This window comes from Pseudomonas sp. BP6, from assembly GCF_017875935.1.
Taxonomy (GTDB): Bacteria; Pseudomonadota; Gammaproteobacteria; order Pseudomonadales; family Pseudomonadaceae; genus Aquipseudomonas; species Aquipseudomonas putida_Y.
This window is the reverse complement of record NZ_JAGINI010000001.1, coordinates 1,923,485-1,946,882: the sequence shown is the minus strand read 5'-3', so window position 1 is coordinate 1,946,882 and position 23,398 is coordinate 1,923,485. Positions and strand designations below refer to the sequence as shown.

The following is a 23,398-nucleotide window of genomic DNA, read 5'->3' as shown; positions in this document are numbered from 1 at the left end:
ATTGCCGGCGTTTTCATTGCCTTGCACGACCTCGGGCCAAAAGCCGCGGGCTTGTGTAGGATGAGCAGCGCATACCACGACGCTGCCAGTCAAAGGGAGATCCACATGCGCGTCCTGACATCCGTCGTCTTGTCGCTGAGCCTGGTCGTTTCGACCGGGGCGCTGGCAGCCACCGGCGAAGAGGCGCAGCTGATCGATTCGATCAATGTCTACCGCAGCAAGGCCCAGCCCTGCGGTGGCGGGGCGTCGCTGGAACTGCCACCGCTCAATAGCGACACACGCCTTGCGCTGTCGCCAGAGGGCACCCGCGACCTGCAACAGGCCATGACCCGCGCCGCTTACCCGATGGTCAGCGTCCAGGCCATCAGCCTGTCGGGGCCACGCGATGCACGCGCCGCCATGCATGCCATCGAGGAAAGCTTCTGCCAAGTGGTGCTCGACCCGCAATTCGTCGATATCGGCGTCAGCCAGGAGGGCCGCGACTGGCGCATCGTACTGGCACGGCCGCTGCTCACCGGCCGCCTGGGCGACTGGCAGGCCGAGGGGCAGAAGGTGCTGCAGGAGGTCAACGCCGCGCGCAAGGTGCCACGGCAATGCGGCGGCCAGCCGTTTGCCGCCGCCCCGGCACTGAGCTGGAGCACAGTGCTGGCCGGGGTCGCAGCCAACCACACACGGGCCATGGCCAACCAGAACTTCTTCGACCACATCGACAAAGATGGCCGCACACCCGGTGACCGGGCGGAACTGGCCGGGTACCTGTACCAGCAGATCGGCGAAAATATCACTGCCGGGCGTGACACCGCGCAAAAGGTCGTCAACGGCTGGCTGGACAGCCCGGGGCACTGCGCCACGCTGATGAATCCGGCCTTCCGGGAACTGGGCGCTGCGTATGCGGTAGACCCCAAGAGTGATGCCGGGATCTACTGGACAGGCGTGTTCGGGACGCCGCAGTAGGTCAGGTAAAGGGGCAATTGCCTGCACGCAACTGCAAGGCCGTACAACCAAACCGACGCCGCACACACTTGCCAAGGTAGCTGGCATCCCCCAGGCCCACCTCATCGGCAATCTGCGCCAGGCTGTGGCTGGAGTTGAGTAAACGCCAGCGCGCCTGCTGCAAGCGCATCTCCAGCCACCAGGCCTTGGCGCTCATGCCGTGGCTGGCCTGGAACTGCCGGTCCAGTTGACGCCGGCTAATGCCCAGTTCCGCCGCCAGTTGCTCCACGGCCAACGGCGTGCCCAGGTGATGACGCATCAGTGCTTGCGCCCGCTGCACCTGGCGTCCCTGACCGGCTCCCAGCTCCAGCGAGCGCAAGGCGTGACGGCTGTCGCGGGTCTCGTCCACCAGCATGTCAGCCAGCCCTTTGAGCGCACGGGTTCGCCCGCAAGCACGTGACAGTAGGGCAACGGCCAGGTCGATGGCGGCAGTGCCACCGGCGCAGGTGATGCGGTTGCCATCGATGCAGTACAACTGCTCGCGCAGCAGCTGCAACTGCGGAAAAGCAGCACGAAACTCGGCTTCGTGACGCCAGTGCACCACCACCTTGTGCCCCTGCAGCAGGCCGCAGGCCGCCAGCAGGAAGGCACCATTGTCGACCCCCACCAGCTTGACACCTGCCTTGGCGGCCTGCCTGAGCAAAGCCCGATAACGTGGCGCCAGCTCCACGGTGGCCAAGGCACTGCGGCCGCCAAACACCACCAGGTAGTCGAAACGGCTCAGCTCGAGCTGATCCGCAATGGCCTCGACCTGCAGCACCGCGCCACTGCTTGACGGTACCGGCTCGAGGCTGAGCCCCGCCACCGTCCAACTGCAATAGCGTTGCTGGCTGTAGTCCTCGTCGTCGGCGCTGAAGCGCAATTTGTCGAGAAAGGCGCCAAACGGCAGCAAGGCAAAATCCGGTAACGGCATGATCAGCAAGCGGATGTCGGGCGGCATGAAATCACGTCCAGAAAAGACCCTTCTATGACCAGATAATACTCTTCCAGCTTGAGCGTTGCGCCATAGACTGGCGCCCTCTCTCGAACAAGGTATTTTTCAACATGGCGCTGGAAACCTGGCTCATCTACCTGCTGGCCAGCATCGGTCTCTCGCTGACCCCGGGGCCTAACAGCCTGTTGGCGTTGACCCATGGCGCGCTATATGGCGCGCGGCGAACGCTGTTTACCATCGTGGGTGGGGTATTGGGTTTCAGCGCCCTCATCGCCTTGGCCATGTTCGGCCTCAGCGCACTGCTCCAAACCTCGGCGTCGGTGCTGGGCGTACTGAAGTGGGTGGGTGGGGCTTATTTGATCTGGCTGGGCATTCAACTGTGGCGCAGCCCAGGCCTGCTGCTGGAACTGACCGAGCAAAGCGCGCGGCGCGGCAATGCCGGGCTGTTTCGCCAGGGCCTGCTTTCGGCCATGGCCAACCCCAAGGTGCTGCTGTTCTATGGCGCCTTCCTGCCGCAGTTCATCGACCCACAGCGAGGGCTGGTGCTGCAATTTGCGGTGATGGCCGCGACCTTTGCCAGCGTTGAGTTCCTGGTCGAATACCTGCTGGCGCGCCTGGCGTTTCGCATTCGGCCATGGCTGGCCAAGGGTGGCAAAGGTTTCAATCGTTGCTGCGGGAGCCTGTTTGCCTTGATTGGCCTGGCGCTGCCGCTTGGCCGATAGCGGGCCCGCGAAACCGGGCGAAGCCCGTGCCCTCCATCGCGTACCGGTTCAACCCCGGCGTGGTTTGAGTAGAAACACAACCAGCGCCACACCCGGCAACCCCGCCCCCACCAGTGCCACGCCATGCCAGCCAAACTGGCTGAACAGCGCACTGGCCACCGCCGACCCCAGCGCCCCGCCGAGGAAGATGCTGGTCATGTACACCGCATTCAGCCGCCCGCGGCTGGCAGGGTCCAGTGCGTATACTTCGCGCTGGCCGATGACCATGTTCATCTGCACCGCAAAGTCCAGCAACACGCCGGTAAGGCCCAGGCCAATCACGCTGTAACCCGGTACTGTCAGCCCCAGCAACAAGGCCGCCGGCGCCAGCAACAGCGCCAGCAGCGAGCCGGCCCGGGCATGCCCGGCATCGGCCAGGCGGCCGGCCAAGGGTGCAGCAACGGCGCCCACCGCGCCAACAAGGGCGAACACAGCGATCTGGCTTTGTGACAGCCCATGCTCACCGGCGAGCGCCATCGGCACCGCCGTCCAGTAAAGGCTGAACGCTGCGAACATCAATGCCTGGTACAACGAACGCTGGCGCAACAGCGGATAACGACGCAGCAGTGTGAGCAGCGACAGCATCAACCCGGCATAGCTGGCTTTGTGCTCGGGACGCCGCTGCGGCAAGGTCAACACCAGCAAGAGGATGATCGCCAGCATTACCCCGGCGGCGCCAATGAACACTGCACGCCAGCCGAAGTGGTCGGCCACCAGGCTCGACAGCGGTCGTGCCAGCAGGATGCCCAGCAACAAGCCGCCCATGATGTTACCGACCACACGACCACGCTGCTGCTCCGGCGCCAGATGCGCCGCCAGCGGGATGAGCATCTGCACCGACACCGAACTAAAGCCGATCAGCAGTGCATAACCCAGGAACAGCTGGCCCTGGCCACTGCTGCTGGTGCCCGCCAGCAGCAGGCTGACGCACGCCAGGACCGCGGTGGCCACCATCAGGCGGCGGTTTTCCAGCAGGTCGGCCAGCGGTACCAGCAGCAACAGGCCCAAGGCATAGCCCAGCTGAGTGAGAGAAACGATCAGGCTGGCATGCTCGGTGGACAGCCCCAGGTCCGGGGCGATCAGCCCGACGATGGGCTGGGCGTAGTAGATGTTGGCGACGATCGCGCCGCAGCAGAACGCCAACAGCACTACCAGAGCCCGGCTCAGGCTGGCGGCTGCCGGTTGCGCTGTCGCAAGGGAGGGGTTCATGCGAAGTTCCTCGACATGGGATGGGGAGATGCCGGCTACCTTACCCATGGACGCCATCGCCGAGAATCCGGCGGTGGCGCAATGCGGCTTTGCGCACAGCGCAACACTAGTTGCCGCGTATGAGCAAATTTTCGCAAAAGTCGATGAATGCGTTTACCCGCCGTGAGCCCCGGTGGTTGGGCATATACAAGGCGTTGATGCTGCTATTGGCTGTGCCAGGGCTGGCCTGCCAGTCGGGGAAAACCCGCTGCAGGCGCCCCGCCAGCACATCGTCGCGTACCAGCCAGTCGGCCAGCAGTGCGATACCACTGCCTGCCAGTGCCGTTTCACGCAACAGGTCGGCGTTGGCGCTGCGCAGTGGCCCGTTTACGTCCAGCTCCAGGCTGTCCTGGCCACAGGTCAGGCGCCAGGGGCGCGCTTTCTGCCCATAGCGAAAGCGCAGGCAGGCATGGTCAAGCAACTCCCGGGGATGCTGCAGTGGCTCACGCCCGACCAGGTAGGCCGGGCTGGCCACCAGCCAACGCTGAAAACCGCCGAGCCGGCGGCACACCAGCTCGTCATTGGGCGAGGGGTCGCCCAGGCGAATCGACAGGTCATAGCGCCCGTCAAGCAAGTCGTCCAGGCGGTCGCTGAGGTCGATGTCCAGTTCCAGTGCCGGGTGCTGCGCCAGGAATGCCCCCAGGTGCGGGGCGATGACCCGCCGACCAAACTCCACTGGCAGGCTCAGGCGCAGTACACCCACAGGCTCCTCGCCGCGATCGGCGATGCTGGCATCAGCCTCGTCCAGTGCTTCAAAAATGCCCCGTGCCCGCTGGTAGTAACGGGCGCCGGCCTCGGTCAGGCTGACCTGGCGCGTCGAGCGGTTGAGCAAGGTGGCGCCCAGCGACGCTTCCAGGGCATCGACCAGACGTGTCACCGACGATGTCGCCAGCCCTAGCCTGCGCGCGGCAGCAGAAAAGCCTTGGGCATCGACAGTGGCCACGAACATTTTCATCGCCAGCAGCTTGTCCATGTTCAGCCCGTCTTCCAAAAACCGGAAAGTTCTTACAAACAGCCGGGCGGGTCAAGCAGCGCGCCCCACGGCAATTGCGTCCATAGTGAAATCAACCCAATTCCAAGGAGGCTTGCCATGACCCTGAACAACCTGCTGACCGCCCTGCCGCCCTGCGATCCCGCCAGCGCCGAACGTGTCGACGAATTGCTCAGCCGCCCAGGCGTGCGCGTGAAGCGTATCGTCTCCAGCGGGCAAGCCAGCCCACCCGGTTTCTGGTACGACCAGGCTGAAGGTGAGTGGATCATGTTGCTCAGGGGGGCTGCCGCCCTGCGTTTCGAGCACGAGCACCACACCCGCCTGCTGGCGCCGGGCGATTGTCTGGACATCCCCCCGCACCACCGCCACCGCGTGGAATGGACCGCACCCGGCACGGCCACCATCTGGCTCGCGGTGTTCTATAGCAGCAGCACCCCATGACCGGCATGAAGGGCCATGCACATGACGCTGTTGTTACGTAGCCGTGCAAGGTTGGGCTTACGACCAAAGCATGAATACAAATCGAACATGCGCATTAACGCCCCGTTCAATGCGTTTTTCAGCACCTTATCTATACTTTTAGCCACATCTTCGTAAGTTCAGCCCTGCGACAATCAGCCTCGCTCAATTATGTACCAACTTGTTAATTAGCAAGCTAAGGGCTTAAACTGCGCGCATTCCACCTGCTGAGATCCCTGGCATGAAAGAAATACCGCGCGCCTCTGGCGCCACACACTTCATCCTGGTCGGCCTGGGCGTGATCATCGCCCTGCTCGGCCTCCTCCTGGCTGCTGGCGGCGTCAAGCTCGCCGGTCTGGGCGGTTCCTGGTACTTCCTGATCGGCGGCCTGGCCATGGCCATCGCCGGTGTCCTCATTGCTCGGCGCAAGAAGGCTGGCGCCTGGCTGTATGCCGTGTTCCTGGTCGGCACTGCCATCTGGGCGGTGATCGATGCAGGCCTGGTGTTCTGGCCGCTGTTCTCGCGCCTGTTCATGTTCGGCGCAATCGGCATGGTCGTGGCGCTGGTCTACCCGCTGCTGGCGCGTGCCAACGGCGCCAGCGCCGGGCGCGGTGCCTACGGCGTCGCCGGGGTAATGGCCGTGGTACTGGTGATCGCGGTCGGCAACATGTTCGTTGCCCACCCAAGCGTCGCCCCCAACGGCAAAGGCCCGGGCATGACCCCGGTCGAAACCGGCAAGGAACAGAAAGACTGGGCCCACTACGGCAACACCGAAGGTGGCAGCCGCTTCGCCGCGCTTGACCAGATCAACCGGGATAACGTCAACAAGCTGAAAGTGGCCTGGACCTACCACACCGGCGACGTCGCCATCAGTGACGGCAACGGTGCCGAAGACCAGCTCACCCCGCTGCAGATCGGCAGCAAGGTGTTCATCTGCACCCCGCACAACAACCTGATCGCACTCGATGCCGACACCGGCAAAGAGCTGTGGAAGAACGAAATCAACGCCCAGTCCAAGGTCTGGCAGCGTTGCCGTGGCATGGCCTACTTCGACGCCACTGCCGCCATCGCCCAGCCAACCCAGCCGAACAGCTCGCCGATCACCGGCGTTAGCGTACCAGCCGGTGCCAACTGCCAGCGTCGCCTGCTGACCAACACCATCGACGGCCGCCTGATTGCCGTCGACGCCGACAACGGCGAGTTCTGCCAGGGCTTCGGCAACAATGGCCAGGTCGACCTCAAGGCCGGCCTGGGTGATGTACCGGACTCCTACTACCAGCTGTCCTCGGCACCACTGATGGCCGGCACTACCGTAGTGGTCGGCGGCCGGGTTGCCGACAACGTCCAGACCGACATGCCAGGTGGCGTGATCCGTGGTTTTGACGTGATCACCGGTGAAATGCGCTGGGCCTTCGACCCGGGCAACCCGGAAGATCGCCAGGCACCACAAGCCGACAGCACCTATGTGCGCAGCACGCCGAACAGCTGGGCGCCGATGTCTTACGACCCGGCGATGAACACCGTGTTCCTGCCCATGGGTTCGTCGTCCACCGACATCTACGGCGTAGAGCGCAGCAAACTGGACCACACGTACGGCGCTTCGGTGCTGGCCCTGGACGCCACCACCGGCAACCAGAAGTGGGTGTTCCAGACCGTGCACAACGACCTCTGGGACTTCGACCTGCCCATGCAGCCGAGCCTGATCGACTTCACCAAGGACGACGGCCAGTCGGTACCTGCGGTGGTGATCGGCACCAAGGCCGGGCAGATCTACGTGCTCGACCGCGCCACCGGCAAGCCGCTGACCCAGGTCGACGAAGTACCGGTCAAGCCAAGCAACATCCCGAACGAGCCGTACTCCCCTACCCAGCCCAAGTCGGTGGGCATGCCGCAGATTGGCGCGCAGACCCTGACCGAATCGGACATGTGGGGTGCCACCCCGTATGACCAGCTGCTGTGCCGCATCGACTTCAAGAAGATGCGCTACGACGGCCTGTACACCGCGCCGGGCACCGACCTGTCGCTGAGCTTCCCGGGTTCGCTGGGTGGCATGAACTGGGGCAGCATTTCTACCGACCCGGTACATGGCTTCATCTTCGTCAACGACATGCGCCTGGGCCTGTGGATCCAGATGATCCCGTCGCAGAACAAAGGTGGCGCAGCGTCCGGTGGCGAAGCACTGAACACTGGCATGGGCGCGGTACCGCTCAAGGGCACCCCGTATGCCGTGAACAAGAACCGCTTCCTGTCGGTCGCCGGCATTCCATGCCAGGCACCGCCGTTCGGCACCCTGACCGCCATCGACATGAAGACCCGCCAGGTGGCCTGGCAGGTACCGGTCGGCACCGTTGAAGACACCGGCCCGCTCGGCATCCGCATGCACCTGCCGATCAAGATCGGCCTGCCAACCCTTGGCGGCACCCTGTCGACCCAAGGCGGCCTGGTATTCATCGCCGGTACCCAGGACTTCTACCTGCGCGCTTACGACAGCAGCAACGGCAAGGAAATCTGGAAGGCTCGCCTGCCAGTAGGCAGCCAGGGCGGCCCGATGACCTACGTCTCGCCGAAAACCGGCAAGCAGTACGTGGTGATCACTGCTGGCGGTGCACGCCAGTCGACTGACCGTGGCGACTACGTGATTTCTTACGCTCTGCCGTAAGACCGCGTCGCCTGCTTCGCGGGCAAGCCCGCTCCTACAAGGCCCCTGTAGGAGCGGGCTTGCCCGCGAATGCCCCTCAAAGACAATCCGAGATTCTGTAATGCCATCCGCAATTCGCATCACCCCCACCCTGCTGCTGGCCCTGGCCAGCACCACTGCCCTTGCCAACGACGACCTCATGACCCGCAGCACCCTGACCGGTGACTGGGGCGGCCTGCGTCATCAACTCGAAGAGGACGGCGTCAAGATCACCGGCGACTACAGCGGTGAAACTGCCTACAACGCCCACGGTGGCCTGCACCGCTCGGCGCGCTATTCGCAGAACGTCAAGCTGGGCGTGCAGTTCGACCTGTCGAAACTGTACGGCCTGGACAACGGCGGCAAGATCCAGCTGACCATCAACGACCGCCGCGGTAACAGCGCCTCGGAAGACCTGGTAGGCAACCGCCTGCCGATTCAGGAAAACTTCGGTGGCCTGTACACTCGCCTGACCGAGCTGAGCTACGAGCGCACGCTGTTCACCCCGGCGCTCAACGTCAAGCTCGGCTACATGGCCATGGGCAACGACCTCGGCGGCCTGGACAGCGGCATCCTGTGCAATTTCATGAACGCCGGCTTCTGCGGCCACCCGCTGAACATGTCCGGCGGCAGTGGCTGGGCCAACTACCCCAACGCTCACCTCGGTGTGCGGGTGAAGTACGACCTGTCGCCCGCCTGGCAACTGCGCGTGGCGGCGTTCAACGTCGACCCCGAAAGCAACGGCAACTCAAGCCGCGCCTGGCACCTGGGGCCCAAACACACCACCGGCACCGTGGTACCGGTAGAGCTTATCTACAAGCTGCAAGGTGAACTGCCAGGCGAGTACAAGCTGGGCTACTACTACGACAGCTCCGATGTGAAACGCATCGGCAGCGACGATGAAGTGTCCGGCCGAGGTGGCCATTACCTGCTGGTCGACCAAGCGGTGTGGAACGACCAGGCCTCCCCAGGCCGAAGCCTGCACGCCTTCGGCCAGTACTCGGCGTCAAGCAAGGCTGCTTCGCCGTTCACCAAGTGGTATGGCGCCGGCGTGGTGCTGTACAAACCGTTCGAAGGCCGCCCGAAGGATACCGTGGCACTGGGTTACGGCCGGGCCGTGCCCAACCCGCGTAGCCGCGATGTGCTGGAAGATGCCGCTTTCGACGCGGGCCAGCAGTTCCCGGATATCGACAGCGCCGAGCAGTTGATCGAACTGAGCTACGGCTACCAGGCCACGCCATGGCTGAACCTGCGCCCGGATGTGCAATACATCATCGAGCCAGGGGCGTTTTCGGGCAAAGACATCGACAACGCACTGGTGGTTGGCCTGCAGGTCAAGGCGACCTTCTGAGTCACCGGGGCCGCGCTGCGGCCCATCCACCGTCGCAACCATCAAGCCTGCTTGAGGTAGTCCACCAGCCTCAGCAACATGGCATCACAACCCCGCAACTGCTCGACACTGACAAACTCATCCGGCTTGTGGCCCTGGTCCATGCTGCCAGGCCCGCACACCACGGTGGGGATGCCCGCCTGGTCGAACAAACCACCTTCGGTACCAAACGCTACGGTACCGAACGCATCCGAACCACTGAGCAACGCCACCAACCGCGCAGCCTCGCTGTCCTCCGGTGTCGCCAGCCCCGGATAGGCGCTCAGCGGCTCCAGGCGAATAGCGCTGGCGGTATTGACCTTGCGCATACGCGGCAGCAACTCGGCTTCAGCATACGTTTGTAACTGGTCGGCCACCGCCTGCGCCTCGAACCCAGGGAGCGCGCGTATTTCGAAATCGAACTCGCACTCGGCCGGCACGATGTTCAGCGCCCTGCCCCCTTTGATCACCCCGGTCTGCACCGTGGAGAACGGCGGATCGAAGCGCTCGTCGTGATGAGCCGGCAGTGCCAGGGCATCGCCGATGTCACCCAACTTGCCAATCAGTTTCGCCGCATATTCGATGGCGTTCACCCCATACGGCGCGTACGCCGAATGGCACGCTGCGCCCTGTACCTGGCAACGCATAGCCAGCTTGCCCTTGTGCCCCAGCACCGGCTTGAGTTCGGTGGGTTCACCGATCAGGCACAGCCGTGGTTTACACGGGCGCTGTTCGAGGGCAGCCAGCATCGAGCGCACGCCCAGGCAACCAACTTCTTCGTCATAGGAAAATGCCAGGTGTATCGGCATGCGCAACGGCTGGGCGAGAAAAGCGGGCACAGCAGCCAACACCGAGGCGATAAAGCCTTTCATGTCGGCCGTGCCGCGGCCATACAGGCGGCCGTCACGCTCACTCAGGGCAAATGGCTCGACCGTCCAGGCCTGGCCATCCACCGGCACCACATCGGTATGGCCAGACAGCACCACACCGCCAACATCTCTGGGGCCGATGGTGGCGAACAGGTTGGCCTTGGTGCCCTCCGGGTTATGGAACAGCTCGCATTCCACTCCCAACTCGGCCAGGTAATCACGGATAAAACCGATCAGCGCCAGGTTGGAGTCGCGGCTCACCGTGGCAAAGCCGATCAGCCGGGCCAGCAGCGTGCGGCTGACAAATTCACTCATCGCCCGGCACCCCATAGCTTGGCGCGGCAGTCGGGTTGAGGGCGCGGGTAACGTAATCCTGCATCTGCGGGCGATAGGCTTGCCACAGGCCATCGAGCGCGCCGACCGGGTCGCTATCGGCCCAGTCGACGCGCAGGTCCACCAGCGGCCAGGTCAGCTCGCCCGCAATCTTCAGCGCCGCCGAGTGCACAGGCCCGGCTTCACCACCCGCGGCCATCGCCGCGTGCATGGCTGCCAACAGGCGGTCGGCCAGGTGGCCGCCGGCCTGCTCGAAGGCCAGTACCATGGCTTCGATCACCTGGGTCGAGGACAGCAGGTTTCCAGCCGCCGCGCATTGTTCGCCGGCCACTGCATGGTGTGTGCCCAGTGCTTCCCGCCCGGTGAACAATGCCACCTGGCCGTGACTGTCGATCACCGTGACCTGGCGGTATTCACTCCAGCCATTGGCACTGAGCACCCTGTCCAGCGCAGCGGCAGGCGGTAACTGGCCATGCTCCAGGGCATCGAGAATCTGCGGGCCCAGCGCCGGCAGGGTGATGTTCTGGGTAGAGACCGCGCCCACACCGGCACGCACCCAGGGGCAACGGGCACCCACGGCGATGCTCGACGAGCTGATGGCAATACCGACCTGGCCGGTTTCCTGGCAACGACCGATGATGGAGAACGTCATGTCATGGTTCCTGTTGTGCTGTGCGATACACGGCATTCTGAGTGGAACCTTCGGGTGGGCGAAACGACCTTTTTCCGAGGGGGTAGGCAGGAAAAAACTATGCTCAGGCGCTGGACCTCTGCACCACCCCGGAAAACCACGGCACCCACCCGACCAACCCACCCCACAGGCCAGAGAACTCAAGGCCTTCGCCGTTTTATCGGCAAGTACCAGCTAAATACTATTTTCGCCATTTCCACGGCATCCCTAGTCTGGCTCCAGGCAACGGCGGTCCTCCAAACCGACCTGACAATAACCGCCTGAACAAGGGCTCGGACATGACACTGAACAACCTCGAAATCGACACCCTCGTCGTCGGCGCCGGCCAGGCCGGCGTGGCCATGAGCGAACACCTGAGCAAGCTTGGCGTGCCGCACCTGGTACTGGAGCGCAACCGCATCGCACAGGCCTGGCGTACCGGCCGTTGGGACTCGCTGGTCGCCAACGGCCCGGTCTGGCACGACCGCTTCCCAGGGCTGGAATTCAACCTTGACGCCGATGCGTTCGCCGGCAAGGACCAAGTGGCCGACTACTTCGAGCAGTACGTACGCAAGTACAACCTGCCCGTGCGCACCGGCATTGAAGTGAAGCGCGTGGTGCGTAACAGCGACCGCCCCGGCTTCACCATCGAAACCAATGAAGGCGTGATTCGCGCCAACCGCGTAGTCGCCGCCACCGGCCCGTTCCAGAAGCCAGTGATCCCGGCCATCGCGCCGAAAGACAGCAACCTGCACCAGATTCATTCCGCGGCTTATTTCAACCCAGAGCAGTTGCCTGAAGGCGCGGTACTGGTGGTCGGTGCCGGTTCCTCCGGCGTGCAGATCGCCGAAGAACTGATGCGCGCCGGGCGCCAGGTGTACCTGTCGGTTGGCGCCCACGACCGCCCGCCGCGTGCCTACCGCAACCGCGACTTCTGCTGGTGGCTGGGCGTGCTGGGCGAGTGGGACGCGGAAATTGCCAAGCCCGGTCGCGAGCATGTGACCATCGCGGTCAGCGGCGCCCGTGGTGGCCACACCGTGGACTTCCGCGCCCTCGCCCACCAAGGCATGACCCTGGTCGGCCTGACCCAGTCGTTCGAAAACGGCGTAGCGCGCTTCCAGGACAACCTGGTCGAGAACATCAACCGCGGCGACGAAAACTACCTGGCCCTGCTGGATGCGGCCGATGCCTACATCGAACGCAACGGCCTGGACCTGCCGGAAGAGCCCGAAGCCCGCCAGCGCCTGGCCGACCCGGAGTGCATGCGCAACCCGCTGCAGCAACTGGACCTGGCCAAAGCCGGCGTCAGCAGCATCATCTGGGCCACCGGTTACGGCGTGGACTTCAGCTGGCTGCAGGTAGACACCTTCGATGCCAACGGCAAGCCCCAGCACCAGCGCGGTGTAGCCCGCGAACCGGGCGTGTACTTCCTCGGCCTGCCGTGGTTGTCGCGCCGTGGTTCATCGTTCATCTGGGGGGTGTGGCACGACGCCAAGCACGTCGCCGGCCACATCGCCACGCAGCGTACCTACACCGCCTACCGCGACCGCGAGCAACGCGCAGCGGATGAGCAGCAAACCGCCAAGATCAGCAATGTCAGCACCCTCGGAGCCCACTGATGCCTACCCATACTCGCATCCGCATGTTCAACACCAAGGAAACCTACCCCAACCAGACCCTGGACAACGACTTGTGCCAGGCCGTGCGGGCGGGTAATACCATCTACGTGCGTGGCCAGGTCGGTACCGACTTCGAAGGCAAGCTGGTAGGCCTGGGTGACCCGCGCGCACAAACCGAACAGGCGATGAAGAACGTCAAGCAACTGCTTGAAGAAGCCGGCTCGGACCTGTCGCACATCGTCAAGACCACCACCTACATCACCGACCCGCGCTTCCGCGAGCCGGTGTACAAAGAGGTGGGCAAGTGGCTCAAGGGCGTATTCCCGATTTCCACCGGGCTGGTGGTGGCCGGGTTGGCCCAGGCCGAGTGGCTGATGGAGATCGACGTGATTGCCGTGGTACCCGATCAGCAATGACCGCAGGCCTGAATGGTGGGTGGCGACTGCCACCTGCCGTCCAGCCACGCCTGGGTTGCTTGTGCCGCAGCGTGCAAGCGCTGAGGTGCGGGCACGCCAACGGACGACACTTCCACGCTGACACGTCGCCCGCAGTTCGCGCGCGGCTGGCTACCCGGCGCCAGCTCCAACGCCGTCAGGTGTGCCAGGTCCTGCCCATTCAATAGGCCGCCCTCCCTCCGCCGAGGCCGAACACAAAACCCGTGGTAAAGGCTGTCGCCAGGCCAATGCCACACAGGCCACCGGCTAGGCAAACCCGAACAATCGCCGAGGGGTCTCCCACATCACCGTGCGGCGCAGCCGGGCATCCGGCATCAGGCGCTCGGCCAGCTTCAGCAGCGGGCCGTAGTCCACCCGCGCGGGCTGGCGAATGAACGGCCAGTCCGAACCCCACACACAGGCTTGGGCGCCAAAGGCTTCGAGCAGGGCCTGCACGTATGCACTGCTTTGTTCGAACAAGGCATCCGCTGCGGCAAACTGAGGTTGATGTCCGCCCTGACCACCGCCACCCCCTTGATCCGCCCCTGCCCGCTGGCCAAGGCATGCAGCAGGCAGCGGTTGTCGGTGTGGTAGCCGCTGTTGGGTCCCACCAGCAAGGCATGTTGCACGCCGTAAGCGTCCATCACTCGGGTGAACTGCGCCTGGGTGGCGACCTCCTGGCCGGAGGGTGCCGAAGCGCAGGTGCTGTTTCGCGAGGTCGAGCGGGTGTACCAGGCAGCGTTGCAGGTCAACGAATGCGCACTCGCGCTGGGCGCTGGCGGCCAGCGCAAGCTGCGTATCTCGTGCAGCGCATCGTTGTCCACGGTGGTGATCCCGATGGCCCTGGCCCAGCTCAAGCGTGAATCACCGGCGCTGAATATCGAGTGGCAAACCTCGCTGATGGGCGAAATGCCCAACCAGATCTTGTCGAAGAAGGTCGACCTGTCGATAGCCGCCCTGCCGGTGGTGCACGACCACCTGCATTCACAAGCGTTCATGCGTGGACGCATGGTGGTGATGCAGCCGGGCCACCCTTTGGCCGGTCAGCCCGCGCTGACCTTGCAGCAGCTGGAGGGCCATGCCTTGCTGCTGTTCCGGCCCGACATGCCGTTTGGCAAATTGCTGGCCGAACACATCGGGCGCCGCGGGCTACAGCTGAAATCACTGTTGTCGTTCACCAATGCAAACGAGGCTGTGGCGTTGGTCAAGCAAGGCATGGGAATCAGCGTGATCGACGAGTTCGTTGCACAGGACAGCGGGCTGGCGATGGTGCCGTTGGCCGATGAGATTCACTTCGATATCAGCCTCGTCTATTCGCGCTTCGAGCCGCCCTCGCATGCAGCGCTGCAGTTGATGCGGGTGTTGCAGGGGCAGGCGCAGAAGCTGGGGCGGGCGCTTGCGCCGGGCTGACCATCTACGCAACCGCCCCACCGAGTCGCCAGATTCCCGGTCGCACCCGCTCCCGCTGGGTAGGTATACAAGGGTTCGGTTTAAAAGCCGACCGTGGCCGAGAGCAGGTAGGTCCGCGGCGTAGACAGGGTCAATCCCGGCTCACTGTCATCCGACGCCCCCGCCGAGCTCCAGTAGCGATCATCGAGCACATTCTCGACACTGGCCCGCAAGGTAACCTCGGTGGCGTCCACCTTGAAGGCGTAACGTGCGCCCAGGTCATAACGCTCCCAGCCATCGATGCGCTTGCTGTTGTTCTGGTCCAGGTACTGCGAACTGGAGTGAATGCCGCGCGCTGTGAAGGTCAGGCCGCTCACCCCTGGCACGTCCCATTCAGCCCCCAGATTGACGTTGTATTCGGGCGTGGCCGGCGCACGGTTGCCATCGTAGGCACCGCCGATGGTGTCGGTGAGCTCGCTGTCGAGATACATCACCCCACCCAGCACCCGCACGCCCTGCACTGGCTCACCGAACACACTCAGCTCGATGCCGCGGTTGTCACGCTTGCCATTGGGGCCGAACACCCGCGAGACGGGGTTGGTCTCGTAGGCCGGCTGGCGAATGCGGAAGGCGCTGGCAGTAAAGGCCACCTGGCCGAGGTCGTACTTGGCCCCCACCTCGATCTGACGGCTGGTGAACGGCGGGAAGATCTGGTCTTCGTTGATCGAGGTCGATGGGGCGATCTTGCCTTGGCTCAAGCCCTCCATGTAGTTGGCGTACAACGAGAGCTGGTCGGTGACCTTGAGCAATATCCCCCCCGAAGGCGAGAGCTTTTCTTCGTCATAGGCCGTCTCGCCTTTGACGCCGTCGCTCCAGTCATCCACCTGCACCCGTTGCCAGCGCGCCCCCAGGGTCAGCAGCAGGCGGTCGTCAAAAAAACCAAGGGTGTCGGCCAGGGCCACGCCGGAGAAGCGATTTTCCGTGTAAACCTCGGGGTCGAGGCGGGTTGGCGTAGCGGGTGTCGCTGCGGCCACCGGGTTGTAGAGGTTGCTCGGCGCCGAGGCATAGCGCGCCCCGCCGTTGGTGAAGTCCATGTAGTAATAGCTGGCGGCCAGGTTCAGCTCGTGGCTCACCGGCCCGGTATGGAACCAGTGACGCAAACCGGCCATGGCGGTGCGCACCGACTCGTCCCGGGTAAAGTCACGCGGCTGCACAGTGAAGTCGCCGGCATCGTTGGTGATCGACACGTTATGGCGCAGGAAGTCGTGGTTGCTCTTGCGCGCACCGACCGCACCATAGGCCAGCAGCGATTCGCTGATATCGTACTCGGCGTTCAGCGCACCGAAAGTGTCGTTGGTACGCGCCTTGCTCCAGGCCTGGGCGTAGTTGTGGCGTACGTCATTGGCATTGGGCACCTTGGCATTGGCACCGACCAGCACACGCTCCTGCGGGGCGTCGGTGTCGCGTTCGGTGTGGCCAAGGTCTGCCGAGAGCCGCAGGCGCTCGCCTCGAAAATCCAGGCCCAGCACCGCCATTTCGCGGTCAACGCGCTGGTGGTCCCATTCGGTATCACCGGCCTGCTTCACACCATTGAAGCGCACGCCGAACTGCTGGCCTTCACCAAAGCGACGGCCGATGTCCACTGCGCCGCCTGTCTGGCCTGCCGAGGCGTAGCTGCCGGTGAATTCGGTGATCGGTTTGTCAGCGGCTCGCTTGGGCTGCACATTGATACCGCCGCCCACGCTGCCACGCGGCGAAATGCCGTTGATCAACTGGCTGGGGCCTTTGATGATGTCGACCCGATCGGCCATTTCCATGTCGATCGAGTACGTCGGCAAGATGCCATAGAGACCGTTGTAAGCCACATCACTGTTGAACAGGCTGAAGCCGCGAATGGTGAACTGCTCGAAACGCCCGCCCGCCGGGTTGGTAGCACGCACCGAAGGGTCACTGGCAATCAGCTCGCCCAAGGTGCGCGCCTGCTGGTTCTTGACCAGTTCGCTGGTGTAGCTGGTGATGCTGAACGGGGTTTCCATGAAGTCGCGCGAACCGAGCATGCCTTGCGCGCCCTGGCGTGCCACTTGGCCACCGGCATACGGCTGCGCTTCGCTGCCTGCGGCCAGGCCGCCGACGATGCGGGTGGGGGCGATTTCCAGAGCGCCACTGGCCTGGGGGGCCGGCATCAAGGTGAAGGCCCCCTCACCCACCGGCAGCGCCTGCAGGCCGCTACTGCGCAGCAACTGGCTGAAGCCTTCATCGACACTGTAACGACCGGACAAGCCGTTACTTTGCCGGCCCTCTACCAATGCCGGGTCCAGCGAAAGGCTGACACCGGCCTGGTCGGCGAAATGGGTCAAAGCAGCACCCAGGCTGGCTGGCGCCACCTGGAACGTACGCCGGGCCGGCTCATCGGCCCAGGTGGGCGCACACAACAGCAGGCTCATCGCGAACAATGGATGTGCGGCGCGCACCAGTGGGCGCAGGCGGCAAGATTTTACTGCAGGCATTGAACAAGGCTCCCCTTTTATTTTCTCCTACCGGTAATGACCGGCGAGTGAAAAAAAGGGGACAGCCTCATGCTCGTTTTTCTCGTGCGGTCAGGCTCACCCAATAACGCGTGCGGCTCTGCACCTGCAACGGCAGGCTGGCGGCGAGCAAGGCCAGCACCCGGTCGGTGTCGTCAAGGCGGAACGTGCCGGTCACACGCAAGCGCTCCAGTTCCGGTGCCCAGCGCAGTACGCCGGGGCGATACCTGCGCAGTTCGTGCAGCAACTCGCCCAACGGGCGGTCGTCCAGCCGTAGTGCGCCTTCGCGCCAGCCCAGTTGCCATTCGTCGAAGGCTTTGACAGGGCCAACGCCGGTCGCCTGCAAACTGGCCTGCTGGCCGGCCTGCAGCATCACGGCTGGACCACGCAACGGTTGCAGGCTGACCGCCCCTTTGATCGCCGACACCCGGCAGGCCTCATCAAGCAGGCGCAGGCACACCTCGCCCTCACTAAGCACCACCCGGCCGTAAGGCACCTGCAAGGTAAGGCTCAGGTTAGCGGGCACACTGACGGCCACTTCACCGCGCAGCAGTGCCACGCGGCCTGCACCCAGCTCGATATCGACCGCACTGTCGGTGTTCAACTGCAACCAGGTGCCGTCGCTCAGCAGAGCCTGCCTGCGCTCTCCTACTGCGGTGCGCATGTCGGCGGTCCAGGCATCCAGCGGCAGCTCACGGCTCACCAGCCAGGCCACCGGCAACAACGACGACACTCCCAGGGCTTGTTTGAGCAATGCCCGACGACCGGCATCCGGACGATCCAGGGCGGCCATCGCCAATGCGCCGGGCAACCCGGCAAACCGCGCTCGCAGCAGCGATGCCTTTTGCCAGGCGTCTTCGTGCAGGTGACTGCTGGCGCGCCATTGCGCCAGGCGCAGCAGGTCAGCTTCGCTTGCGTCGCCAGAATCCAGCAATGCCAGCCAACGGGCCGCAGCACGCAGCGCTTTGCGGGTTTCTGGGGAGTGGGGGCTCATTGCAAATCGGCCAACAGGCAATGTTCGTAAGCCTGCGCCATGTAGCGTTTCACCGAGCGCTGGCAAACGCCCAGGCGCTGGCCAATCTCGGCGTAGCCCAAGCCTTCCAGCTGGCTCCAGAGAAAGGCCTTACGTATCGCCGGCTTGAGGCCGTCGAGCAATTCATCCAGTGCTTGCAGGGTTTCCAGCAGTACCCAGCGCTGTTCTGGCGACGGCACGTGTTGCTCGGGCAACTGCGCCAAAGCATCAAGGTAGGCCTGCTCCAGGCTACGTCGCTGGTGGAAGTTGCTCAGCAGGCGCTTGCCGACGGTCAGCAGATAGGCGCGCGGTTCGCGTATGTCTGCCAGCGGCTGGGCGCTGGCCAGAATGCGCAGAAAAGTATCCTGACTGAGGTCGGCGGCATCCCAGGCATTGCCCATACGCCGGCGCAGCCAGGCTTCAAGCCAGCCGCGATGCTCCCGGTACAGGGCAGGCAGGCCAGGCTCCGGTGGCGGCGCGGCGTCGATCATGAGGAGGGTCCTGCGGCGGAGTAAATAAGATTAATTCTAATTTACATCGCGCCACAGAACCAAGCGGTTTGTTACCGGTCAGGCGATTGCTTCATCGACCAGCACTTGTGCTTCCTGCACCAGACGCTGCAAATGCGCCTCGTCGATGAAGCTTTCGGCGTAGATCTTGTAGATGTCTTCAGTGCCCGACGGGCGCGCGGCGAACCAGCCATTGGCCGTCATCACCTTGAGCCCGCCAATCGCCTGGCCATTGCCTGGGGCGTGGCTGAGGATCTGCACGATCGGCTCACCGGCCAGCTCGGTCGACTTCACCTGCTCCGGCGCCAGTTTGCTCAGCAACGCCTTCTGCCGCGCATCTGCCTTGGCCTCGACACGCGTGGCGAACGGCTTGCCCAGCGCCTCGGTCAGGTCAGCATAGGCCTGGCTCGGGTTACGCCCGGTACGGGCGGTCATTTCGGCGGCCAGCAAGGCCGGGATCAACCCGTCCTTGTCGGTGGCCCACACCGAGCCATCGCGGCGCAGGAACGAAGCCCCTGCACTTTCTTCGCCACCAAAACCGAGCGAACCGTCGAACAGGCCCTGAGCGAAGAACTTGAAGCCCACCGGCACCTCATACAGATCGCGGCCCAGCCGTTGGGTAACGCGGTCGATCAGGCCGCTGGAGACCACTGTCTTGCCCACGGCGGCGTCACTGCGCCACTGCGGGCGGTGGCGGAACAGGTAGTCGATGGCCACGGCCAGGTAGTTGTTGGGTTGCAGCAAGCCGTCTGGGGTAACGATGCCGTGGCGGTCGTGGTCCGGGTCGCAGGCGAAGGCCACGTCAAAGCGCTCGCGCAGGCCTATCAGGCCCTGCATGGCATACGGCGAGGAAGGGTCCATGCGGATCTGGCCGTCCCAGTCGACGGTCATGAAGCGGAAGGTCGGGTCGACCTCGGTGTTCACCACTTCCAGGTCAAGCTGGTAGTGCTTGGCAATTGCCGACCAATAGCGCACCCCTGCCCCGCCCAGCGGGTCGACGCCCAGCCGCAACCCGGCGCCACGAATGACATCGAAATCGATGACGTTTTCCAGGTCGGCCACATAGTTGCTGACGTAGTCGTGGCGGTGGGTGGTCGGCGCCCGCAGCGCCTGGGCATGGTCCATGCGCTTGACGCCGGCCAGGTTAGCCACCAGCAGTTCGTTGGCCTTGCCCTCGATCCACTTGGTCACGTCGCTGTCGGCCGGCCCGCCGTTGGGCGGGTTGTACTTGAAGCCACCGCTTTGCGGCGGGTTGTGCGACGGAGTGATGACGATACCGTCAGCCAGGCCCTGCGTGCGGCCACGGTTGTGGCAGAGGATGGCGTGGGAAACCGCCGGCGTAGGCGTGTATTCGTCATCCTTGGACAGCATCACCTGCACGCCGTTGGCGGCCAGAACCTCCAGGGCGCTAGCGGTAGCCGGGGCCGACAGAGCGTGGGTATCGGCGCCGATGAACAGCGGGCCATCGATACCTTTTTCCTGGCGATACAGGCAGATAGCCTGGGTAATGGCCAAGACGTGATACTCGTTGAAACTCAATTCAAGCGAAGTGCCCCGGTGCCCCGAGGTGCCGAAGGCCACCCGCTGGGCCGCCACGGCAGCGTCTGGGCGGCCGGTGTAATAGGCGGTGAGCAGCCGGGGAATATCGACCAGCACGCTGGTCGGAGCCGGCTTGCCTGCCAAAGGACTGAGCGTCATGCAAAACCTCGAGTTCAACGGATGTTGGTGTTGGAGCGTGCAGTGTACTGAGAGTTGCAATGCCGTGCGATGGGGGCATCAAAGAATCAGCCAGTGCACGTCGCCCTTGCAGAACCGCATCAAAGCGTGATGGCGCGTAAACGGTCTCGCGTAGAAACAATACCCCTGGATAATGGAACCCATGGCTTTCCGTCGCCGGCCCCTCCCCCAAGCCGCTCGTCTGAAAAACCTGCGCGTCGTATGTCAGCGAAATCCACGAAACCCAATGGTTACCTGGCACCATCCGGCCGGGAAAACGTTTGCCATGCAACCAGTCGACACATAGCGCCCATGACCAGGATGTGACCACTGTCATGCATTAACACATTTGTCGTGCCGACAACCGAAAATCGCGCATGGCAGGTGCTATCTTTATGTTCCCGGCGGCCGCATCGATGTGGCCACCCGCTCATCACGTCCGGGGACGGACAAGGAGGCTGGCATGAACAAGATGACGTTCCCCAACGCCTGCCAGGTGATGCGCTGGCATTTCCATCCATTGGGTTTCGAGGCCAGCATGGATGCGCCACGCAGCATGGTCGCGCGGCTGTTCGACCGCGCCAGCGGTGAAACCTTGCTGGCGATTGCGGGCATCCCCTGTGCGGCGATCATGCCCGCTGCCGATGTTGAGCGCATCATCGAGGCCGTCGAGGCGGAAATGGATGCCTTCATACCCGCCTTTACCCTGCGCGATGCAGTCTAGGCGCTGTTTTCAACGCAGCTTCACCGAGTATCAAGGCTTTTCATACAGAGCTTAGCCCGCAGCGGTGAATTCCGGGCCCATGGCCTGCAACTTGCTCATGAACTGCTCGGCCGGCACGGGCTGGCCCAATAGGTAGCCCTGCAACGAATCACAGCCCAGACGGGTCAGGAAGTCCTGCTGCTTGTCGGTCTCAACCCCCTCGGCAACGATACGCAGGCCCAAGGCCTGGCCCAGTGCGACAATTGCCGAAACAATCGCTGCATCGTCACTGTCCTGCTCCAGGTCGCGGACGAAACCACGATCGATTTTCAGCTCGTTGGCTGGCAGGCGCTTGAGGTACATCAGGCTGGAATAGCCCGTACCAAAGTCATCGATGGACAAGTCCACGCCCATGTCGGACAGACGCTGCAGCACAGTCAGGCTGGCGTCGGCATCGTGCATGGCGGTGGTTTCGGTAATTTCCAGTGTCAGGCAGTTGGCCGGCAAGCCGTTCTGCTGCAGGGCGCGGGCCACGCTGTCGACCAGGCCGGCGTGGCAGAACTGGATGGCCGACAGGTTGACCGCCATGCGCCAGCCATGGTGGCCCTGGTCCAGCCACTGGCGCATCTGACGGCAGGCCTCGATGAGTACCCACTCGCCAATGGGTATGATCAGGCCGGTCTTTTCCGCCAGGCCGATGAAGCGGTCAGGCAGCAGCAGGCCCTGCTGCGGGTGCTCCCAGCGCAGCAACGCTTCGGCACCAATCGGCTGGCAGGCCTGGGCGTCGAACTTGGGCTGGTAATGCAAGCGGAACTGGCGCTGCTCCAGCGCCAGGCGCAAGTCCTGCAGCAGTTGCAACTGCTGGCGGGCATTGCTGTTCATCGACACATCGAAGAAGCTGTAACCGTTCTTGCCTGCGCTCTTGGCATGGTACATGGCAGCGTCGGCGTTACGCAGCAGCTCGTGCTGGTCCTGGCCGTTGCCCGGGTACAGGACGATGCCCAGGCTCGCCGACAGTTGCAGGTCGTGCTCGGCCACGCGGAAAGGCCGGGACACCAGGTTGACCTGCTTGACCGCCACGTCCATGGCATCGTTCGGCTCCTGCAGTTCCACCAGCAGAACGAACTCGTCGCCGCCAATCCGTGCCAGCGTATCCTGGCTGTGCAGGTGGCCGCGCAGGCGGGCCGCCACTGCCTTGAGCAGAAGGTCTCCGATATGGTGGCCAAAGGCATCGTTGACCGGCTTGAAGCCGTCCAGATCAATGAACATCAGGGCAAAACAGCCGCCCTGCTCCGCCACTTTGGCGATGGCCTGTTCGATGCGATCGGCGAGCAAGGTACGGTTGGGTAGACCCGTGAGGGTGTCGTGCAGGGCCAGTTGGGTCAGCTCCTGGTTGGCCAAGGTCAGCGAACGAGCCAACTCGGCAGTACGCGCCTCCAGGCGAGCATCCAGCACCGAAGTCAGCAGAGCCACTGCCAGTACTGCCAGCGTGGTGATCAGCACCAGGTAAACCAGGCTGTCACCCTGCAGCCCGCCCCCCAACGCGCCGCAGAAGCTGCCCTCGGGGAAGTTCGCCGCTGCCATGCCGGTGTAATGCATGCCAACGATGGCAAAGCCCATCACCACTGCCGCCAGGCCACGGATCTGCCGTACATAGGGGGTGTGTTTGCGCAGGCGGAAGGCGATCCACAATGCCGCCGCCGAGGCGCCTACGGCAATCAGCAGCGAAGCACCGAACAACGTCGGGTCGTAGTCGATGCCCGGCAGCATGCGCAGTGCGGCCATGCCGGTGTAGTGCATGCAGGCAATACCCGAGCCCATGATCAGCGCGCCGAACCCCAACTGCAGCGCTGGCAGGCTCGGCTGACTGACCAGCCACAAGGCAAAGCCCGAGGACAGCACAGCGATCAGCAGCGAGAACGCGGTCAGGGCCAGGTCGTAACCCAAGTCGATGGGCAAGCTGAAGGCAAGCATGCCAATGAAGTGCATCGACCACACGCCGATGCCCATGGCCAATGCACCGCCGCCCATCCACAGGTAGGCAGCTCGGCCCTTGGCCGTGGCGATGCGGCCAGTCAGGTCAAGAGCGGTATAGGATGCCAGGATCGCCACGCACAGCGAAATCAACACCAGCGAAGAAGAGTAGCTACCGGTCAGCATTGAAAGTTCCAGCGCCGGAACAGGGGG

General features: G+C 63.8%; 18 protein-coding genes and 2 pseudogenes. 9 read left to right on the top strand and 11 right to left on the bottom strand.

Features of this window, described 5'->3' with window-relative positions; genetic code table 11:
• Window positions 1–105: 105 nt before the first annotated feature.
• On the top strand, window positions 106–954 hold the full coding sequence (locus J3A98_RS08945; RefSeq protein ID WP_209965436.1) for a CAP domain-containing protein: 849 nt from the start codon (window positions 106–108) through the stop codon (window positions 952–954).
• Between the two features lies 1 nt (window position 955).
• Here the strand turns inward: J3A98_RS08945 and J3A98_RS08940 are convergent, their stop codons facing one another.
• Window positions 956–1,933 carry a helix-turn-helix domain-containing protein gene (locus J3A98_RS08940; protein ID WP_209965434.1) on the bottom strand — a complete coding sequence of 326 codons (978 nt, stop codon included), beginning with the start codon at window positions 1,931–1,933 and terminating at the stop codon, window positions 956–958.
• 104 nt (window positions 1,934–2,037) lie between these two features.
• Here J3A98_RS08940 and J3A98_RS08935 point away from each other — a divergent pair, with 104 nt between their 5' ends.
• A complete protein-coding gene (locus J3A98_RS08935; protein ID WP_209965432.1) occupies window positions 2,038–2,649 on the top strand; it encodes a LysE family transporter in 612 nt (203 codons plus the stop codon).
• A gap of 48 nt (window positions 2,650–2,697) precedes the next feature.
• On the opposite strand, the gene J3A98_RS08930 is transcribed toward J3A98_RS08935, so the two are convergent.
• Together J3A98_RS08930 and J3A98_RS08925 are read right to left on the bottom strand one after the other, a co-directional pair.
• The gene (locus J3A98_RS08930; protein WP_209965430.1) at window positions 2,698–3,897 is read right to left on the bottom strand and encodes an MFS transporter; all 1,200 of its coding nucleotides are present in this window, start codon (window positions 3,895–3,897) and stop codon (window positions 2,698–2,700) included.
• A gap of 106 nt (window positions 3,898–4,003) precedes the next feature.
• A complete protein-coding gene (locus J3A98_RS08925) occupies window positions 4,004–4,909 on the bottom strand; it encodes a LysR family transcriptional regulator (protein ID WP_209965428.1) in 906 nt (301 codons plus the stop codon).
• 117 nt (window positions 4,910–5,026) lie between these two features.
• On the opposite strand from J3A98_RS08925, the gene J3A98_RS08920 reads away from it, so the two are divergent.
• The 3 genes from J3A98_RS08920 (at window position 5,027) to J3A98_RS08910 (ending at window position 9,414) form a co-directional block, all read left to right on the top strand.
• Window positions 5,027–5,368 carry a cupin gene (locus J3A98_RS08920; protein WP_209965426.1) on the top strand — a complete coding sequence of 114 codons (342 nt, stop codon included), beginning with the start codon at window positions 5,027–5,029 and terminating at the stop codon, window positions 5,366–5,368.
• A 259-nt stretch (window positions 5,369–5,627) separates the two neighbouring features.
• Complete coding sequence (locus J3A98_RS08915; RefSeq protein ID WP_209965424.1) at window positions 5,628–8,045, top strand: glucose/quinate/shikimate family membrane-bound PQQ-dependent dehydrogenase; 2,418 nt, start codon at window positions 5,628–5,630, stop codon at window positions 8,043–8,045.
• Between the two features lie 100 nt (window positions 8,046–8,145).
• Window positions 8,146–9,414, top strand: coding sequence for a carbohydrate porin (locus J3A98_RS08910; protein ID WP_209965422.1), 1,269 nt, complete (start codon window positions 8,146–8,148; stop codon window positions 9,412–9,414).
• A 41-nt stretch (window positions 9,415–9,455) separates the two neighbouring features.
• On the opposite strand, the gene argE is transcribed toward J3A98_RS08910, so the two are convergent.
• Together argE and J3A98_RS08900 are read right to left on the bottom strand one after the other, a co-directional pair.
• Window positions 9,456–10,616, bottom strand: coding sequence for an acetylornithine deacetylase (argE, locus tag J3A98_RS08905; protein WP_209965420.1), 1,161 nt, complete (start codon window positions 10,614–10,616; stop codon window positions 9,456–9,458).
• On the bottom strand, window positions 10,609–11,286 hold the full coding sequence (locus J3A98_RS08900; protein WP_209965418.1) for a DUF1028 domain-containing protein: 678 nt from the start codon (window positions 11,284–11,286) through the stop codon (window positions 10,609–10,611). The genes argE and J3A98_RS08900 overlap by 8 nt, the downstream gene beginning before the upstream one ends.
• A 317-nt stretch (window positions 11,287–11,603) precedes the next feature.
• On the opposite strand from J3A98_RS08900, the gene J3A98_RS08895 reads away from it, so the two are divergent.
• Both J3A98_RS08895 and J3A98_RS08890 read left to right on the top strand, forming a co-directional pair.
• The gene (locus J3A98_RS08895) at window positions 11,604–12,923 is read left to right on the top strand and encodes an NAD(P)/FAD-dependent oxidoreductase (RefSeq protein ID WP_209965416.1); all 1,320 of its coding nucleotides are present in this window, start codon (window positions 11,604–11,606) and stop codon (window positions 12,921–12,923) included.
• Window positions 12,923–13,339, top strand: coding sequence for a RidA family protein (locus J3A98_RS08890; protein WP_014590706.1), 417 nt, complete (start codon window positions 12,923–12,925; stop codon window positions 13,337–13,339). Before J3A98_RS08895 ends, J3A98_RS08890 begins: the two co-directional genes overlap by 1 nt.
• Before the next feature lie 285 nt (window positions 13,340–13,624).
• On the opposite strand, the pseudogene J3A98_RS08885 reads toward J3A98_RS08890, so the two are convergent.
• Window positions 13,625–14,049 (bottom strand): annotated as a pseudogene (locus tag J3A98_RS08885) (amidohydrolase family protein); the annotation flags it as partial.
• Here J3A98_RS08885 and J3A98_RS08880 point away from each other — a divergent pair.
• Window positions 14,048–14,767 (top strand): annotated as a pseudogene (locus J3A98_RS08880) (LysR substrate-binding domain-containing protein); the annotation flags it as partial. The pseudogenes J3A98_RS08885 and J3A98_RS08880 sit on opposite strands and share 2 nt — an antisense overlap.
• Before the next feature lie 80 nt (window positions 14,768–14,847).
• Here the strand turns inward: J3A98_RS08880 and J3A98_RS08875 are convergent.
• The 4 genes from J3A98_RS08875 to pgm all read right to left on the bottom strand — a co-directional run bounded on the left by J3A98_RS08875 (window position 14,848) and on the right by pgm (window position 20,490).
• Entirely contained in the window at window positions 14,848–17,253 is a 2,406-nt protein-coding gene (locus tag J3A98_RS08875; RefSeq protein WP_209965414.1) for a TonB-dependent receptor, read from the bottom strand.
• Between the two features lie 67 nt (window positions 17,254–17,320).
• Entirely contained in the window at window positions 17,321–18,265 is a 945-nt protein-coding gene (locus tag J3A98_RS08870) for a FecR domain-containing protein (protein WP_209965412.1), read from the bottom strand.
• Window positions 18,262–18,774, bottom strand: a complete 513-nt coding sequence (locus J3A98_RS08865; RefSeq protein ID WP_209965410.1) for a sigma-70 family RNA polymerase sigma factor — start codon at window positions 18,772–18,774, stop codon at window positions 18,262–18,264. The genes J3A98_RS08870 and J3A98_RS08865 overlap by 4 nt, the downstream gene beginning before the upstream one ends.
• A gap of 78 nt (window positions 18,775–18,852) precedes the next feature.
• The gene (gene pgm / locus J3A98_RS08860; RefSeq protein WP_209965406.1) at window positions 18,853–20,490 is read right to left on the bottom strand and encodes a phosphoglucomutase (alpha-D-glucose-1,6-bisphosphate-dependent); all 1,638 of its coding nucleotides are present in this window, start codon (window positions 20,488–20,490) and stop codon (window positions 18,853–18,855) included.
• A 481-nt stretch (window positions 20,491–20,971) separates the two neighbouring features.
• Here pgm and J3A98_RS08855 point away from each other — a divergent pair, with 481 nt between their 5' ends.
• The gene (locus tag J3A98_RS08855) at window positions 20,972–21,232 is read left to right on the top strand and encodes a DUF1652 domain-containing protein (protein ID WP_176683290.1); all 261 of its coding nucleotides are present in this window, start codon (window positions 20,972–20,974) and stop codon (window positions 21,230–21,232) included.
• A gap of 51 nt (window positions 21,233–21,283) precedes the next feature.
• On the opposite strand, the gene J3A98_RS08850 is transcribed toward J3A98_RS08855, so the two are convergent.
• A complete protein-coding gene (locus tag J3A98_RS08850; RefSeq protein WP_176683289.1) occupies window positions 21,284–23,371 on the bottom strand; it encodes an EAL domain-containing protein in 2,088 nt (695 codons plus the stop codon).
• Between the last annotated feature and the right edge of the window lie 27 nt (window positions 23,372–23,398).

Bases quoted from the DNA above. Each gene is read 5' to 3' on its own strand.
- J3A98_RS08945 (WP_209965436.1), top strand. From the start codon at position 106: ATGCGCGTCCTGACATCCGTCGTCTTGTCGCTGAGCCTGGTCGTTTCG.
- J3A98_RS08940 (WP_209965434.1), bottom strand. From the start codon at position 1,933: ATGCCGCCCGACATCCGCTTGCTGATCATGCCGTTACCGGATTTTGCC.
- J3A98_RS08935 (WP_209965432.1), top strand. From the start codon at position 2,038: ATGGCGCTGGAAACCTGGCTCATCTACCTGCTGGCCAGCATCGGTCTC.
- J3A98_RS08930 (WP_209965430.1), bottom strand. From the start codon at position 3,897: ATGAACCCCTCCCTTGCGACAGCGCAACCGGCAGCCGCCAGCCTGAGC.
- J3A98_RS08925 (WP_209965428.1), bottom strand. From the start codon at position 4,909: ATGGACAAGCTGCTGGCGATGAAAATGTTCGTGGCCACTGTCGATGCC.
- J3A98_RS08920 (WP_209965426.1), top strand. From the start codon at position 5,027: ATGACCCTGAACAACCTGCTGACCGCCCTGCCGCCCTGCGATCCCGCC.
- J3A98_RS08915 (WP_209965424.1), top strand. From the start codon at position 5,628: ATGAAAGAAATACCGCGCGCCTCTGGCGCCACACACTTCATCCTGGTC.
- J3A98_RS08910 (WP_209965422.1), top strand. From the start codon at position 8,146: ATGCCATCCGCAATTCGCATCACCCCCACCCTGCTGCTGGCCCTGGCC.
- argE (WP_209965420.1), bottom strand. From the start codon at position 10,616: ATGAGTGAATTTGTCAGCCGCACGCTGCTGGCCCGGCTGATCGGCTTT.
- J3A98_RS08900 (WP_209965418.1), bottom strand. From the start codon at position 11,286: ATGACGTTCTCCATCATCGGTCGTTGCCAGGAAACCGGCCAGGTCGGT.
- J3A98_RS08895 (WP_209965416.1), top strand. From the start codon at position 11,604: ATGACACTGAACAACCTCGAAATCGACACCCTCGTCGTCGGCGCCGGC.
- J3A98_RS08890 (WP_014590706.1), top strand. From the start codon at position 12,923: ATGCCTACCCATACTCGCATCCGCATGTTCAACACCAAGGAAACCTAC.
- J3A98_RS08875 (WP_209965414.1), bottom strand. From the start codon at position 17,253: ATGCCTGCAGTAAAATCTTGCCGCCTGCGCCCACTGGTGCGCGCCGCA.
- J3A98_RS08870 (WP_209965412.1), bottom strand. From the start codon at position 18,265: ATGAGCCCCCACTCCCCAGAAACCCGCAAAGCGCTGCGTGCTGCGGCC.
- J3A98_RS08865 (WP_209965410.1), bottom strand. From the start codon at position 18,774: ATGATCGACGCCGCGCCGCCACCGGAGCCTGGCCTGCCTGCCCTGTAC.
- pgm (WP_209965406.1), bottom strand. From the start codon at position 20,490: ATGACGCTCAGTCCTTTGGCAGGCAAGCCGGCTCCGACCAGCGTGCTG.
- J3A98_RS08855 (WP_176683290.1), top strand. From the start codon at position 20,972: ATGAACAAGATGACGTTCCCCAACGCCTGCCAGGTGATGCGCTGGCAT.
- J3A98_RS08850 (WP_176683289.1), bottom strand. From the start codon at position 23,371: ATGCTGACCGGTAGCTACTCTTCTTCGCTGGTGTTGATTTCGCTGTGC.